This window comes from Blastopirellula sp. J2-11, from assembly GCF_024584705.1.
In the GTDB taxonomy this organism is placed as follows: Bacteria; Planctomycetota; Planctomycetia; order Pirellulales; family Pirellulaceae; genus Blastopirellula.
This window is the reverse complement of sequence record NZ_CP097384.1, coordinates 3,449,711-3,465,115: the sequence shown is the minus strand read 5'-3', so window position 1 is coordinate 3,465,115 and position 15,405 is coordinate 3,449,711. Positions and strand designations below refer to the sequence as shown.

At 55.5% G+C, this 15,405-nt stretch carries 15 protein-coding genes; 11 read left to right on the top strand and 4 right to left on the bottom strand.

Annotated elements, in window-relative coordinates; translation table 11 throughout:
- Window positions 1-77 precede the first annotated feature (77 nt).
- Window positions 78-1,196 (bottom strand): Gfo/Idh/MocA family protein, encoded by a 1,119-nt coding sequence (locus tag M4951_RS13785; RefSeq protein WP_262022232.1) that lies wholly within the window; start codon window positions 1,194-1,196, stop codon window positions 78-80.
- Between the two features lie 228 nt (window positions 1,197-1,424).
- Here M4951_RS13785 and M4951_RS13780 point away from each other — a divergent pair, with 228 nt between their 5' ends.
- The 8 genes from M4951_RS13780 (at window position 1,425) to M4951_RS13745 (ending at window position 9,694) form a co-directional block, all read left to right on the top strand.
- Window positions 1,425-1,814, top strand: coding sequence for a response regulator transcription factor (locus tag M4951_RS13780; RefSeq protein WP_002653353.1), 390 nt, complete (start codon window positions 1,425-1,427; stop codon window positions 1,812-1,814).
- Window positions 1,815-2,435: 621 nt separating this feature from the next.
- Window positions 2,436-4,478: a PrkA family serine protein kinase gene (locus M4951_RS13775; protein ID WP_262022231.1), complete on the top strand. Its 2,043-nt coding sequence runs from the start codon at window positions 2,436-2,438 to the stop codon at window positions 4,476-4,478.
- A 310-nt stretch (window positions 4,479-4,788) separates the two neighbouring features.
- A complete protein-coding gene (locus M4951_RS13770; RefSeq protein ID WP_262022230.1) occupies window positions 4,789-5,892 on the top strand; it encodes a DUF444 family protein in 1,104 nt (367 codons plus the stop codon).
- A 26-nt stretch (window positions 5,893-5,918) separates the two neighbouring features.
- Window positions 5,919-6,116 (top strand): hypothetical protein, encoded by a 198-nt coding sequence (locus M4951_RS13765; protein ID WP_262022229.1) that lies wholly within the window; start codon window positions 5,919-5,921, stop codon window positions 6,114-6,116.
- 45 nt (window positions 6,117-6,161) lie between these two features.
- A complete protein-coding gene (locus M4951_RS13760) occupies window positions 6,162-7,703 on the top strand; it encodes a SpoVR family protein (RefSeq protein WP_262022228.1) in 1,542 nt (513 codons plus the stop codon).
- Between the two features lie 34 nt (window positions 7,704-7,737).
- On the top strand, window positions 7,738-8,196 hold the full coding sequence (locus M4951_RS13755; protein WP_262022227.1) for a hypothetical protein: 459 nt from the start codon (window positions 7,738-7,740) through the stop codon (window positions 8,194-8,196).
- Between the two features lie 120 nt (window positions 8,197-8,316).
- Complete coding sequence (gene hemQ / locus M4951_RS13750; RefSeq protein ID WP_262022226.1) at window positions 8,317-9,162, top strand: hydrogen peroxide-dependent heme synthase; 846 nt, start codon at window positions 8,317-8,319, stop codon at window positions 9,160-9,162.
- Window positions 9,163-9,202: 40 nt separating this feature from the next.
- Complete coding sequence (locus M4951_RS13745) at window positions 9,203-9,694, top strand: hypothetical protein (RefSeq protein ID WP_262022225.1); 492 nt, start codon at window positions 9,203-9,205, stop codon at window positions 9,692-9,694.
- A gap of 307 nt (window positions 9,695-10,001) precedes the next feature.
- Here M4951_RS13745 and M4951_RS13740 read toward each other — a convergent pair whose 3' ends face one another.
- Complete coding sequence (locus M4951_RS13740) at window positions 10,002-10,904, bottom strand: YdjY domain-containing protein (RefSeq protein ID WP_262022224.1); 903 nt, start codon at window positions 10,902-10,904, stop codon at window positions 10,002-10,004.
- A 129-nt stretch (window positions 10,905-11,033) separates the two neighbouring features.
- Here M4951_RS13740 and M4951_RS13735 point away from each other — a divergent pair, with 129 nt between their 5' ends.
- From M4951_RS13735 to M4951_RS13725, 3 genes are read left to right on the top strand one after another with little or no spacing between them, the layout of a single operon-like run.
- Window positions 11,034-12,854, top strand: a complete 1,821-nt coding sequence (locus M4951_RS13735) for a hypothetical protein (protein WP_262022223.1) — start codon at window positions 11,034-11,036, stop codon at window positions 12,852-12,854.
- A complete protein-coding gene (locus M4951_RS13730; RefSeq protein ID WP_262022222.1) occupies window positions 12,832-13,575 on the top strand; it encodes a YggS family pyridoxal phosphate-dependent enzyme in 744 nt (247 codons plus the stop codon). The genes M4951_RS13735 and M4951_RS13730 overlap by 23 nt, the downstream gene beginning before the upstream one ends.
- Window positions 13,572-13,874, top strand: coding sequence for a DUF167 domain-containing protein (locus tag M4951_RS13725; protein ID WP_262022221.1), 303 nt, complete (start codon window positions 13,572-13,574; stop codon window positions 13,872-13,874). The genes M4951_RS13730 and M4951_RS13725 overlap by 4 nt, the downstream gene beginning before the upstream one ends.
- Before the next feature lie 69 nt (window positions 13,875-13,943).
- Here the strand turns inward: M4951_RS13725 and M4951_RS13720 are convergent, their stop codons facing one another.
- The gene (locus M4951_RS13720; RefSeq protein ID WP_262022220.1) at window positions 13,944-14,603 is read right to left on the bottom strand and encodes a hypothetical protein; all 660 of its coding nucleotides are present in this window, start codon (window positions 14,601-14,603) and stop codon (window positions 13,944-13,946) included.
- Window positions 14,604-14,844: 241 nt separating this feature from the next.
- The gene (gene greA, locus M4951_RS13715; protein WP_315985773.1) at window positions 14,845-15,327 is read right to left on the bottom strand and encodes a transcription elongation factor GreA; all 483 of its coding nucleotides are present in this window, start codon (window positions 15,325-15,327) and stop codon (window positions 14,845-14,847) included.
- Between the last annotated feature and the right edge of the window lie 78 nt (window positions 15,328-15,405).

The window sequence follows — 15,405 nt, the reverse complement described above, 5'->3', positions numbered from 1 at the left end:
GCCACGACAAGTATTCAGTCGCCAAGCATTTTTGGGCGCCAGCAACTTCCAATAGTGCAACTACAAAGTACGCACTTTTAAATATCAGTCGGCAATCGCCGAATCGCGCCCGGCGCTACGACTTGATGCGTTTCGGCGCTATGAATTGCGGCGAAGCAGAGCGACAACCCGAACAGATTATCGGCGGCCGAGTGGATCGGTCGCCGATTTTCTTCGATCGCACACAACAATTCGCCCATCGCGCCATGAAAGCCGTCGGGGAACCAGCTTCCGACCAACTGGGGCCGAGCGATCCCATGGGCGGTATATAGCGTCAGGTCCTGTTCTTTTTCATTGGGGCCGATGCTGAAGATGCTGCCCTGATCGCCGGCGATATAGGTCCGATCTTGTCGGCCGTACATCGTTGCAGCGTCGAACGAGAGCGACGCTTGAGCATGTTCGTACTCGATCGCAACTTGGGCGCCCAGCGGCGGCATCAGCGTCTGGGTCTTGGTCCGCGTCGTGGATGCGAAGACGCGTAGCGGCGTCTGTCTACTCAACAGACAGTTGACCATGTCAAACCAATGAATCGCATAGTCATACAGCAACAAGTGCTTGATCTCGGCGAACGGCGTCCCTTCGACCCAACGATGATCCCAATGGACCGACATGTGGACGCCGTTGATGTCTCCTAGCAGGCCGCGACGAACCGCTTCTCGTGAATAGCTAAAATGGGGCGCCCACCGCGCATTTTGATTGACGGCCAGTTTGCGATCGCAACTCTCGGCCAATGCGACCAGACGCTCGCCGACATCGAGATCCAGCACAAACGGCTTTTGGCTGAGCACATGCTTTCCCGCCAACAGAGCCGCTTCGATCAAGCGGGGACGGACCGCCGGATGCGTCGCGATATCGACTACCTGAATGTCGCTGCGGGCTAACAAATCGGCGGCGTCTTGGTAGACGTCGGCGTCGGGATAATATTCGGCTCGGCGGCGCTCGGCGTTTTCGAGCTGGAGGTCGCACAGCGCCAGGACGCGGTAGCCGGCCGCTTGGTAAGCGCGCAGGTGATCCTTGGTGATACCGCCGCACCCGATCAGTCCGATCCCAGGGCGGTACGACTTCGGATCTTGCGGGCGATAGGGAAGATCGGGCGCTGCGACGGGACTTTGCGAGTCAGCCGAAACCACCGTTTTTCTTAGTTTTTCAGGAGACACGGGGAAGCTCAACCTCATAATTCCGGATTCCGCAGGATTGGACGGCCGGTCGACCAACCACAACTGGGGATGCAGTTCGTGTAGATAACGATAGGCAGAGAAGGCTCAGAAGCAATTGCTGCCGAGCCGTGGGGATGTTGCAAGTGGGACCTAAATCAGGTAGTACTGGAGAATTACGCACCAGCTGCTTGCACTCGGCAACCCACCGGACGTAGGGCGATATACCGCATGAGCGAAGACACGACCAAAGAAACGAACAGGAAGCGAATTCTGTTGGTCGACGATGATAACGAAATCGTCGAGACACTCCGTTATGCACTTGAGTCGCGCGGATACGAGATCATGATTGCCCGCGATGGCAATCAAGGGCTGGCATTGGTCGAACGAGAAGATCCCGATCTGGTAATCCTCGACATGATGATGCCGAAACGAAGCGGATTTCTCGTCTTAGAGAAACTTCGCCAGACGCGTCCAGTCCCGATTCGGGTCATTATGGTGACGGCCAACGAAGGAAGCCGCCATAAAGCGTATGCCGAGATGCTCGGTGTGGATGACTACATTCGGAAGCCGTTCCCGATGGATCGTTTGCTGGATAGCGTCGATCGGCTCCTCAAGTAGTCTCGGGAAAGTCATTTAGAGCGTTTTCTCGCGCGTCGCTGACTCGAAAGGGTGACTTAAAGAGAGTCTCGGAGCAAAACTCCTCCTCAATTCTTGAGATTTTAAAAAAATTGCCAAGCCGGTTTTCGTCCTCTGAAATGTACGAAAACCATTGTGATTCAACGGCTTTCCAATTCGTTCTATTTTTCACAAAGCCGCCGGTCGTCACAATCCGCAAAAACTTTCTATTGCTACGTATCGACCATCGACCGATACTTGCAAATGAGGGTTAAACGTTATCGGACTCGTGGTGGTAAATGCGTCCGCATAACGAGGTTGTTGTTCCTCAATAACCCTCGCTCTCTTTCGCCGCGATCTTTTTAAATCTCTGCGCGCCGTTGGATTCATGTTTTCCTTGGGGAACGTGCATGCGCGTGCGCAAAAGAGATAGAAAAGATGGGGGTGAGATAGCGAGAGTTGAGTTACATCCGCCTCCCTGATTCATCGCATAGGCGTCAGCGCCTGTTGACGTCGCTTCAATAAATTCTCCGCCCCAGTCGGCTCATGCGCCGATCGACGCATCTTTCGTTTCGGCGAAAGGAAGCAGCTTGGCTGCCGTGGGAGAAGGAGGGTGATTTTCGGATGGCGAAGGGATCAGACATCGTTGCTCTGTTAACGGAGCGGCAAAATCTAGAACAGTTCCGTAAGAAGAACTGGCAGGGAAGCTTTCTGGAATATCTCGACCTGGTCGCAGAGAACCCAACGATCGTTCGCAACGCATTTCAGCGTTGCTACGACATGATTCTGGGTTACGGCGTCGAGCAGTACGAAGAGTCACGCGAGATGCGTACGCACTATCGCTTCTTCGACGATCCGCTCGAAGGAGGGCGTGACGCGATCTTCGGCTTACGAGATGCGCAGACCTCCCTGGTCAACGCGCTAAAAAGCGCGGCGAACGGCTACGGGATTGAGAAACGCGTTCTCCTGTTGCACGGGCCAGTCGGCAGCAGCAAGAGCACGATGGCCCGCTTGTTGAAACGAGGAGTTGAACGTTATTCGTTGCAAGACGAAGGGGCCCTCTATTCGCTCGGTTGGGTGCTTCCCGGTGATGACAACGTTCACTGGTGCCCAATGAACGAAGAGCCGCTGCATTTGATCCCCGACGACCAGCGCGCCGAAGTCGCCGCCCGCTTCAACGCTGACGCGCCGGCGCTGCGCTACCCGGTCAAAATTACTGGTGATTTATGCCCTTACTGCCGCTTCATGTACAACGAAGCGCTGCAGCAAAAAGGGGGCGACTGGGGAAGCGTGATCAAAGATATCCGCGTCCGACGAATCTTGCTCAGCGAACAAGATCGCGTCGGCATCGGCACGTTCCAGCCGAAGGACGAGAAGAACCAAGATTCGACCGAACTGACCGGCGATATCAACTATCGAAAAATCGCCGAGTTTGGCACCGACAGCGACCCCCGAGCGTTCAACTTTGATGGTGAATTTAACGTCGCGAACCGCGGCATTGTCGAATTTATCGAAGTTCTGAAGCTTGACGTCGCGTTTTTGTATGACCTGTTGGGGGCCAGCCAAGAGCACAAGGTCAAACCGAAGAAGTTCGCCCAGACCGATATCGACGAAGTGATCCTCGGCCATACGAATGAGCCCGAATATCGACGTCTGCAAAACAATGAGTTCATGGAGGCGCTGCGCGATCGAACGGTCAAGATCGACGTGCCGTACGTCACGCGGCTGACCGATGAGATCAAAATTTACGAGAAGGACTACAACAGCGAACGCGTCAAAGGCAAGCATATCGCGCCGCATACGATCGAAATGGCCGCGATGTGGGCGATTCTGACCCGTTTAGAAGAGCCGAAAAACGCCAACTTGACGCTGATGCAAAAGCTGAAACTGTACGACGGCAAAAGCTTGCCAGGCTTTACCGAAGAGAACGTCAAGGAATTGAAGTCCCAGACCAAGCGGGAAGGAATGCTCGGCATTTCGCCTCGTTACGTGCAAGACAAAATTTCCAATGCGTTGGTGGCGCATCCCGACGCGACTTCGATCAATCCGTTCATGGTCATGAACCAACTGGAAGCGGGGCTAAAGAATCACTCGCTGATTACCAGTGAAGAGCAGCGAGATCACTATCGCGAACTGCTGGAGGTGGTGAAAGAAGAGTACGAGAACATCGTCAAGAACGAAGTTCAACGTGCGATCGCCGCCGACGAAGAAGCGATGCAGCGACTGTGCGCCAACTACATCGACAATGTCAAAGCGTACACGCAGCGTGAGAAGGTCAAAAACAAGTTTACTGGTCAGTACGAAGAGCCGGATGAACGCTTGATGCGGTCGATCGAAGAGAAGATCGACATCCCCGACAGTCGCAAAGACGACTTCCGTCGCGAAATCATGAACTATATCGGCGCTCTTTCGATTGACGGAAAGAGATTCGATTACAAAACGAATGAACGACTGTACAAGGCTTTGCAGTTGAAGCTGTTTGAGGATCAAAAGGACTCGATCAAACTGACCAGTCTCGTCTCAAACGTCATCGACCAGGATACGCAAGAGAAGATCGATGTCGTGAAAGGTCGCTTGATTCGTGACTATGGCTACGACGATGAAAGCGCGACCGACGTGCTGAACTTTGTCGCCAGCATTTTTGCGCGAGGAGATGTGAAGAACTAGCGCGGTTTCCTGCTAAGCGCCCTCTATTGATTTTCCATCAATAGAAGCGCGGAAGCGGAGGCAGTGAGACATGTATCGTCATCAGCCGCACGGCGTTAGCCGCGGTTTCTGACAGGTACGCATTGACGACGGAAATTGAAGACAAGAAACCGCGGCTAACGCCGTGCGGCTGATTTTGGGAGAGATGCCGGAGCGAAACGCGCCGATTTGTTCAGCTTGCTAACAATCGCTCTAGCCGCAGATCGTTGCGAAAGAATCGACGTAGTTTTATTTCGTCCGCCGCATGTGCTGACGAGAAGGAGCCCTTAGCGTGTCGTTAAAGATCGATCGTGATGCGTCTCGTTTCAAGGAGATTGTGCGGGGACGCATTCGCAGCAACCTCCGGAAATACGTAACGCACGGCGAGATGATCGGCCGCAAAGGGAAGGATCTCGTCAGCATTCCTGTTCCGCAGCTCGATACGCCTCACTTTCGTTACGGCAAAAACGAAGGAGGCGTCGGCCAAGGAGAAGGGAAGGTCGGCGATCCGGTCGGGCGTGGTTCGGAAGGAGATGGAACTGGCGAAGCAGGGTCGGAACCAGGGCGTCACATTCTGGAAGTGGAGGTCTCCTTGGAGGAATTGGCGGCGATGCTCGGCGATGAGCTGGAACTGCCGAAGATTCAGCCCAAGGGGGACGCGAACATCCAGCAAGAGAAGCACCGCTACGACAGCATTAGCAACAATGGGCCTGAATCGCTCCGGCACTTTCGTCGCACCTTTGTCAAAGCGCTGCGTCGGCAAATCGCCTCCGGCGGTTACTCGCCGGATGACCCGATTATCATTCCGATTCGCGAAGATACGCGGTATCGGTCTTCCTCGGTCATCCAACAACCGGAAGCGAACGCCGCGATCCTTTACATGATGGATGTGTCCGGCTCGATGACCGACGAGCAAAAGCAGATTGTGCGAACCGAAGCGTTTTGGATCGATACTTGGCTAAAGAGTCAATACAACGGCGTCGAGCGTCGCTATGTGATTCATGACGCCGCCGCCAGGGAAGTGGACGAAAACACCTTTTATCACACGCGAGAAAGCGGCGGCACGCGCATCAGCACCGCCTACAAAACGGCTACGGAGATTATCGAACGGGACTTCCCGTCTGGTCAGTGGAACATCTACTGCTTCCAGTTCTCTGACGGAGACAACTGGGGCGAAGATAACCAGCGTTGCATGCGAATGCTGGAAGAGAAATTTTTACCCATCTGCAACCTGTTTTGTTATGGCCAAGTCGAAAGCCCTTACGGCAGCGGCGAATACATTCGCTCGCTCGCCGGTCACTTCGGCCGCGGTCACGAGAACTTGATCCTTTCCGAAATCGAAGATCGCGCCGCGATTTACGATTCGATCAAGTCCTTCTTGGGGAAAGGAAAATAGTTCGTTGTTCCAACAAGGAGAAAACGATGGATGACCACTCGCAGCATCACAAATATCAAGTCAGCGTCGGACATGCCAGCGTCGTCGTGCAATCCGATTCGCCCCACGAAGCGATTCGCATCGCGCGAGAAAAGCTGTGCCGTGATTTTCCCCGCTTGTGGGATGTGATCGCCAAGCTGGCCGACAGCCGCTTTCAAGTACTCGATCTGTGGCCCGCAACCTAATCACGGCGGACTACGAACCAGGATTAGTTGGGAGAAAGAAGGATCATGCCCATTACGAGCCGGACATTTGCGAATCTTCCTGCGGAGTTGGTCGATGTCCAACTTCAGATGGAAGACTATGCGGCCGGGTATGGGCTCGACTTTTTCCCCACTATTTTTGAACTGGTCAATGTCGATCAGCTGAACGCGATCGCGGCGTACGGTGGTTTCCCCACACGCTATCCGCATTGGCGTTTCGGCATGGAGTACGAGAAACTCGCGCGCGGCTATCACTATGGTTTGCAGAAGATTTACGAGCTGGTGATCAACAACGATCCCTGCTACGCCTACTTGCTGGCGAGCAATGAGTTCGCCGATCACAAGCTGGTGATGGCCCACGTTTACGGGCACTGCGACTTTTTCAAATGCAATTATTGGTTCAGTCAAACCAATCGCAAGATGATCGACAACATGGCGAATCACGGCAATCGGATTCGCCGTTACATGGATCGATTTGGCGTCGAAGAGGTCGAAAACTTTATCGACAATTGCCTGAGTATCGAGGACCTGATTGACATCCACTCGCCGTTTATTCGCCGCTACGCTCCGGACGAGCATAACCAATTCAAGTCGCCGACCGACTCGGTGGAAGCGGATCTTCCCCAGTCGCGGCGGCTACCGGCCAAGGGGTACATGGAATCGTTTATCAATCCGACGTCGCGCGGCGAAGAAGATCCGCTCGCGCTGAGCGAAGCGAAAGCGGTCCATGCGCCCGCCGAGCCGATGAAGGACGTGATGCTGTTTTTGCTGCAGTTTGCGCCGCTCAAGCAGTGGCAGTTGGACGTTCTCTCCATCATTCGGGACGAAGCGTATTACTTTGCGCCGCAAGGCCAGACGAAGATCATGAATGAAGGTTGGGCCACTTATTGGCACTCGACCATCATGACCCGACATGGATTGAACGCATCCGAGGTAATCAGCTACGCCGACCATACCTCAGGCACATTGGCGACCAGTCCCTCTCGGTTGAATCCCTACAAGCTGGGGCTAGAACTGCTGCGCGATGTCGAGGATCGTTGGAACCGCGGCTGCTTCGGCTCGGACTACGATGACTGCGACGACATGCGTGCGCGAGCCGAATGGGACAAACAACTGGGACTGGGGCGCGAGAAGATTTTTGAAGTCCGCAAGGTCCATAACGATCTGACGTTTATTGACGAGTTTCTGACGCTCGAGTTTTGTCAGCAGAACAAACTGTTTCAGTTTGGATACAACAAGCATGCCGACTATTACGAGATCGAAAGCCGGGAGTTTCCGAAGGTAAAGCAGCAATTGCTGCACAGTCTGACGAATATGGGACGCCCTGAAATTTATGTCAAAGATGGGAACTACAAAAATCGAAACGAACTTTACCTTCAGCATCGATTCCAAGGAGTGGAGCTGAAGTTAAATTACGCGCATGACACGCTCAAGAACCTGTACGCGCTCTGGCGCCGTCCAGTCCATATTGAGACTGCCTTGGACGAATACGTCGCGATTATCTCGTTCGACGGAACGAACCACGAAATCAAAAAGACAGAAGAGAAAGCGATCGCTCCGGCCGAATAACGGGACCCGCGCGATCCGAAGGAAATCAACAACCATGAACAAGTCCATTCAACAACAACTTGACGGGCACGGAACCGCGCCCCGCGATTTGGATATCCAATTACCCCGCGGTCAGCTCCGCCTGAAAGAGGCCTCGGTCGAAGCGGTCGGCGTATCGACAAGCGGCGCCGAATATACGCCGAACCAAAATTGGGACGTGCGGGGACAAGCCGGACAGCATCTGGCCGGAAAGATCAAAGACCGCGTCACCTATCTGCTGGAACCGCTCGAAGTGATCGAAACGGAAGAAGATTCGGTCTTGATCCGTTCGAGTCAGCCGCACCAAGCGGAGGGCCAACGGTCCTACTATGAAGGATGGGCCAAGCCGGATGGATTCAACCTTCGGCGCTACGCCGCCGCGCCCCAAGCAGCGCGAAAGTCGACGCCGCTGCGCTTGACGCGTGATATTGTCGAGCGTCTGGCCAGCGATCTCGACTCCATTTCGACCGACTAATCCGCGTGCCTGGCGATCCCTGATTATTCGATCTACTTCTGAAGCGTAGTGCGATTTGCTACGATTGTGAATGTCGTCTTTCTTGGCCGCCTTCACTCTCCCTAGTAAAGCTGTTGTCGCATGAGTCACGGACGCCCTAATCAAACGCCTCCTCCGCCCCCTTCGATTATTCCGACCGAAGGCTGGCATTGTGCCCACTATTACTACTCGTTTGATCGCGCGCTGCTGAACGCGTTCGACGCCGACGAAATAATGGCCGGTCGCGCCGAACTGACGCAGATTCTTAGCGGCGAAGCCGAAGGCGCACCCGAACGGATTCAGGTCTCGATCGTCAGCGGACACAAAGCCGATTTCGGCGTCATGCTGATGGACCCCAATCCGCTGATCGTCGATTCGGTTCACCAGTCGATCATGGCGTCCACGCTGGGACCGGCGATTCAGCCAACCTATTCGTTTGTCTCGCTCTCGGAAGTATCCGAATATGTTCCCTCGATCGAGCAATATGGGGAGCGGCTGATCCGTGACGGGGAAGAGGCAGGCAGCGAAACCTTTGAAGCGAAGCTGAACGCCTATCGCCAGCGCGAGCCGATGATGCGCAAGCAACGATTGACGCCGGAGTTTCCTCAATGGCCGGCGACCTGCTTCTATCCGATGAATAAGAAACGGAAGGTGGGAGAGAACTGGTTCACCATGCCGTTTGCTGAGCGGAACAGCCTGATGGCCGAACACGCACAGAGCGGCATGCAGTTCGCCGGACGGGTCTCGCAGTTAATCACGGTCAGCGTCGGGCTCGACGATTGGGAATGGGGAGTGACCCTCTGGGCGCGGAATCCCGAGTACCTGAAAGAGATCGTCTATAAGATGCGTTTTGACGAAGCGAGCGCTCGTTACGCCGAGTTCGGCCCGTTCTATACCAGCTACATCAGCACCGCGGCGGAAATGTTGGATCACTGTCGCGTGAAATAAGATCGCACTGCGTAGCTTTTCCCTGTAACAGGCAAATGCGATGGCGAAAGACAATCGGCCTCTCCGACTTGACGACATCGCCCGACCCGAGTTGGGCGAAGGAGAGGCCAATCCGTTTTCGGAGAGCAAAGACCCGCCGTCCGGTAACGAGGCCAAGTTTGCCGAAGGCGAAACCTATCGCGTCGGTGATTATGAAGCAACGGTGGGACATCGCGGCGGCTTCTTGCTGCTAATCGGGTTAGCCGCGTTTTGCTCGTCGCTGGGGCTGTTGGGGATGGCCTATTTCTATGTGGACGACCGAGAACTGCTGCTGTTGATGCAGCCCTTTGTGGCGCTGTTGTTTGGTCTGCCGTCGTGGTTGTTGGGACGAAGCGACTTGCGAGCGATGCAACTCGGCGCGATGGAGCAGGGGGGGCAAGTCAAAACACGCATCGCCATGATTTGCGGAATGATCGCCACCGCAAGCGTGGCGATTCTCTTCCTCTGGTTCGTTTTGGCGATGTTCGCCAGCCAACTGGGGCTCAAGATCTAAGACGCGCCATCCAACTTAACTCCTTCGTAGCCCGAAACGCGAGTTTTGAGGTTGCGCTATTTTCCAAACCACGCCCGGTTGGCCGCGATAGCTCCGCTATCGGGGCCGACGAAGTCGGTAAGAGGCAGCGAGCCGTGGTCGGACCTGATAGCGGTGGTTGCCGCGCCGTTTGAAATGGCGAAATGGCCTTGAACAGCTTACCAGGAACCAATGCCTCTTACGGCTGCGCCGCCCCGATAGCCGAGCTATCGCGGCCAACCGGGAAATTGCGCTTGCGCTTCGGGCTACGAAGAGAAGTCGCCAGCAACTACTCGGCGGCGGCTTCTTCTGTGGGTGACTCTTCCACTGCTTCGGATTTATCAGCTGCCGGCTTGTCCGTTTCTGGCTTGTCGGCGGTAGCGGCCTCTGGCTTCTCCATCGGCTTCTCTTCGTCGGCTTTGGGCATCGGAGTCGGCTTTTCGATCGGTTGCGGATCGGTCTCATCGATCGGCGGCTTGGCGTTGGCCTGCTTTTTGAATTTGGGGACGAAGAAGACGCGAACTTTGGTCCCTTCGGCCGGAATCCGGTCGGTGAACGCTTCGAAGCTGAGGGTCGCGTTCTCTTGGCTGCTTTCGATCGGTAGATCGAGAGTCGCCGTCATGAAATTGCTAACGCAAATCAAATCGCCCCCTTCGGCCGTATAGACTTTTTCCCCGGTTCGCTCGTCCGTCCACAAGTAGCTGCCGGCGAAAACCCAGTTGGTGTCGAGGGTCTCCTCGGTGCCTGACTTGCGGACCCAGTCCCGTGCGTTGGCGATTTGCGTCTTGCCCTGGTCGTCTTTCCACTGGACATAGATCGCGATTTCTTCGCCGGTCGCCGGTTTGAACTCCGGCGTAAACTTCACCGGCGTACCTTGCTTGGCGCCGATCGCGATAAGACCGGCGTGCACCATCATCGCTTTGACCGGCAGCGAGACGATCGACTCATGCTCTTTGGTCCCTTGGAGACAGGCGAACATCTCCAGCGTCCCTTTGCGGAGACAGATCTCGCCGTCGGCGATCACCATTTTCCGGCCGCGATCGAACCAAATCGGATGCTGATCCGACAATTTGCGGACCTGCGATTTCTCCGGACTCTTTTTTTCTGTGGGGGGAGCGTCAGTTTGTGCGGCGGCGACGGAAACAATGCCGCAAAAAAGAAGACAAATTGCCGCGAATCGGAAGGTACGCATCACAGGACCCCATTTTCTGACGTGAGGGGGAAGGCAATCAAATATCACACTGTTAAGATAGTGCCGTTCCGCGTTTCGGTCTACGTCGAGCTTTATTTCGTTTCCCGGTTCAATAGACGCAGAGAAAACATGATTCAGTCAACCGCATCGACGCATTCGATCGGCGCCGCCTCGGAAGATTCCGGGGCGGAGAGCAAGAAATGGGCCGCCTGCGCCCCCAAATTTCGCCGCCGATGCAACCTCGACGACTGGAAGAGCTGGGCGAAATATCTGTCGGAGCGGAAGTTGCCGACTCCGCTGCAAGAACTCGTTTCAGGAAAGAAAGAATCCCCGCTCGGTTGGGCCTTTCTGCCGGAAGAATCGATCGACGCACGCACGTTCGTTTGGATCGAACAGCTGAGCAAAGCGGCGCGCGGCAAACAGGCCAAGGTCGACTGGCAAAAGACCGCCGACGAGTGGCTAGCGCTTGCCGGAAAACGGGCCAACGAACGCAATCTCGCCTTGGAGATGATCGCGTGGACGCATGCTTTGCCGCAACTGACCGCGGCGCTCAGCGAGTCGACCTGGTGGAGCATGCTCACCCAACTTTATCAATCGGCGCAAGACGCGCTGGCGGCGAATTTTGACGATCATCTGCCGGAGCAGTTTTTGGCGGGCGAACTGCCGCTGACCTTGGCGTATCAATTTCCTGAGATCCAGCCGTGTGCCGAACTTGCCAAGCTAGGCGCCGCCGTGATCAGCGACGGGATTGATAACCTGCTTGACGGCGAAGGGATGCCGAACAGTCAAAACCTCCCCAGCTTTCGCGCTTTGCTCGCATGTTGGACGCGATCTTTCGTGCTGGGCAAAGAGATCAAAGGCGCTAAATTTCACAAGGACGCGGTCGCCCAGTATTCGTGGGCCGTTCGCCAGGGGATTCGCGTCACGCGTGGTGATGGAAGCCAGGTGTTCGCCGGCGGCGTTTCGAGCCGGTACTCCAAGCATCTGTTTCAAACGGCGCTTGAGTTGGATGGGGATGACGAAGATGCCCGCATTGCTGAGTTCGCACTGCCAGGCAAAGCGACCAAAGAGAACGTCGCCGAGTGGTCGCTGTCGGAGTCGGCCTACGAATCGGAGTGGAGCCAACTGGCGATCTTGCGGACCGATTGGTCACGTCGCTGCCCACGTCTGGCGATCGACTATTCAGGCGATGACGTGAAGATCGAGCTGGAGTCGGAAGGAGAGATTCTGGCCGCCGGCCTTTGGAAACCGCAGATCTCGCTGGATGGCCAGCAACTCGATTGTCATGAGAGCTGGACGCAAGTTGGTTGGCTGACGGATGACGACGGCGACTATCTAGAGCTGGAAGTCGAACTGACCGGCGGTCATCGCTTGCAACGCATCTTCTTTCTCGCCCGCGAAGATCAGTATTTGATGATTGCCGACGCGATCGTTTTGAAGGAGCATTCCGGCCGTATCGACTACGAAATCGCACCGCCGTTTGTCGCCGATATTGAATCGACCGCGGCCGGCGAAACGTGCGAAATGGAAATCAAAAAAGGACGTGGTTGGAGCCGCATCTTACCGCTCGGACTGCCGGAATGGCGCATCGACAGCAGTCGCGGTCGTTTGGAACGAGAAAGCGATCAGATCTCGTTGCAAATGCATACGCAGGGCAAGTCGCTCTACGCGCCGCTGCTGTTCGACCTGAAGCGAAGCCGCCGTTTGCGTCCGTTTACCTGGCGGCAGTTGACCATTGCAGAAAGCTTGGAGATTCAACCACGCGATGTGGCGGTTGGATTCCGCTTTCAACTGCATCACGAAAACTGGATGCTCTATCGCTCGTTCACCGACAAGGCGAACCGGACGATCATGGGGGTCAACCTGACCTCCGAATGCTTGATCGCACGGTTTGACGGCGATGAGGGAATCCAGCGAATCTTAGAAATTGAGCACTCCGATTCCCCGTGACGCGAGACCCGGCATGCAAACGGCCCAGCGAGAGCGTTTGGCGGAAAATCTGGCGGAGGTTCGCGGCAAAATCACCGCCGCCGCCGGTCGCGCTGGTCGAGCGAGCGATGACGTACGGCTGATCGCCGTCACCAAGTATGTCGACGTAGAGACGACCGCAGCGCTCTTCGAATTGGGCTGCCGAGATTTCGGCGAAAGTCGCCCTCAGCAGTTGTGGGAGCGCGCCGAGCAATTCGCCGCGCGACCCGTCCGCTGGCACATGATCGGCCATCTGCAAACCAACAAAGCGAAACGAACCGCGCCGGTCCTCTCGTGGTTGCACGCCGGCGACAGTTGGCGACTGCTGAAAGCGGTGGACGCCGCGGCGGCAGCCGATCGCCGCATACAGACGTTGCTGGAGATCAACATCTCAGGCGACGCGGCGAAACATGGTATCGCGCCCGACGATGCGGCTCGCGTTTTGGAGGAAGCGGCGAAACTTCCCCAGCTAGAAATCCGCGGGCTAATGGGAATGGCGTCTCTGCAAGGAGGCGTCGACGTCGCCCGCACCAATTTTGCAGCGCTGCGTCAGCTGCGCGATCGCTTGGCGGCGGATGCTCCTGACAATGTCGCGCTGACAGAACTCTCGATGGGAATGAGCGGCGACTACGAAGCGGCGATCGAAGAAGGCGCCACCATGGTTCGGGTCGGCTCCTCGTTGTTCGAGGGAATCGAGCGGTGATCGAGTTGCAGCCGCACGACGACGGCGTCATCTTGCCGATCCGCGCTCTGCCAGGCTCGAAAAAGAACGAAATCCGGGGAGAGCAGCAAGGGGCGCTGAAAGTGTCGGTGACCGCCGCTCCCGAAGATGGCAAAGCGAACAAAGCGATCATCGAGCTGGTGGCCAAAAAGCTCGCACTGCGCAAGTCGCAGCTAGAGATCATTTCGGGCCATACGCATCGCCAGAAGCGGATGTTGATAGGCGATATCGATCTAGCCCAGCTGCAAGCGAAGATCGACGCGGTGCTCGCCAACGGTTAACGAAAACAGGGCGAGCCGACATGCGACTCACCCTGTTGGATCGGTGCGAATGCGTCTTAACGAGGGGCCCTATTTTTCCAGGGCGTCGTCAATCGCTTTCTTGAATTCCGCGACGATATCGATGTTGAAATCTTCGTCGGGAATCTCATTCTCGTCCGCGATCGTTTTCATTTCGCCGACAAAGCTTTTCAGCTCTTCGTCGGTAAGCGGATTTCGCATTTGCCATTTGCCGTTCTCGTCTTTGGTGGCGATCTTTTCCATCGCCGGGTCGAGTTGTTCCGAAGTGATCTTGTCTTCAAACATGCCGTGCGCGACTCGGTTGAGCTGTTTTTTCGCGTCGGCTTTCTCTTCGTCGGATAGGCCCGACTTTTTGATGTAGAGCGTCTCGACCACGATCACCGGAATCGCCGAGATCACTGGCGATTTGCTGATGTTGGTGCCGATTTGCTCCAGTTGTTCTTGGGAGATGTCGCCGTCAACGTAACCATCGGCCAGACGATCGATCTGCTCTTTCATGCCGACCTTCTGTTCTTCGGGAAGATCGGTTTCGTCGATCATCTGATGCCCTACGCTTTTGGCGATCTGGGCGACGAAAGTGCCCGCATTCATATAGAGGTAAACCCCGCCGGCACAGAAGACGGCGAAGATCAGCAGAATGACGACCAAACATCCCAGTAGGATCTTCGATGCTCCGCCGCCGCTTTTTTGAGGTTCATTTCCTGTCGCCACGTTGCTTCTCCCTGAAGTCTTGGTTGTGTTGGGGCAAGAGTGCTTTGCTGTTTAATTCGTCGTGAAGGATCGAATCTTTGTCGCAATTTTCAAATCATAGCACTTTATTGGGGGGAGTTTGTAGCAGGATCCGACTTCATTTTGCAGAAATAATCGGAGAAACGTACGCCGACCGCCGCGCATGAAAAAGCCGCGTTCCGATCAACGCGGCTTTGTGCGTACTCAGAGCTGAGCGAATTCGTTAGTCGAGGTTGTACTCGATCTTCAGAATTTTCAGCTCGTAGGTCCCTTTGGGAGCTTCAATCGGAACGACGTCGCCGACCTTGTGCCCGAGCAAGCTTTGCGCCATCGGGCTGTCGATGAGGATCTTGTTGTTCATAAAATCCTCTTCGCCGTTGCCGACCAGCGTGTAGGTGTCTTCCTCATCCATATCGAGATCTTCGACCGTGATCGTCGCGAAGAAGCCGACCACCGATTGATCGATCGAAGCAGGATCGATGATATAAGCGCGGGATAGCTTGGATTTGATCCCGTTGATCTTCGCTTGGATCATGCCCTGCGTTTCGCGTGCGCCGTGATATTCGGCGTTTTCTTTCAGGTCGCCTTCTTCGCGCGCTGTAGCGATTTTCTCGGTGATGCGCGGCATTTCGACCGACTCAAGATGGTCGAGATCCGCCTTGAGCTTGTCAAAGCCTTTTCTCGACATCGGATTGCGATCTGCCATGCTCGACATTGGAACTCTCCCGCGGTTCAAAAAAAATGCGACCCTCACGAAGGATGGTCGCCGCTCGATTCAAGTTAT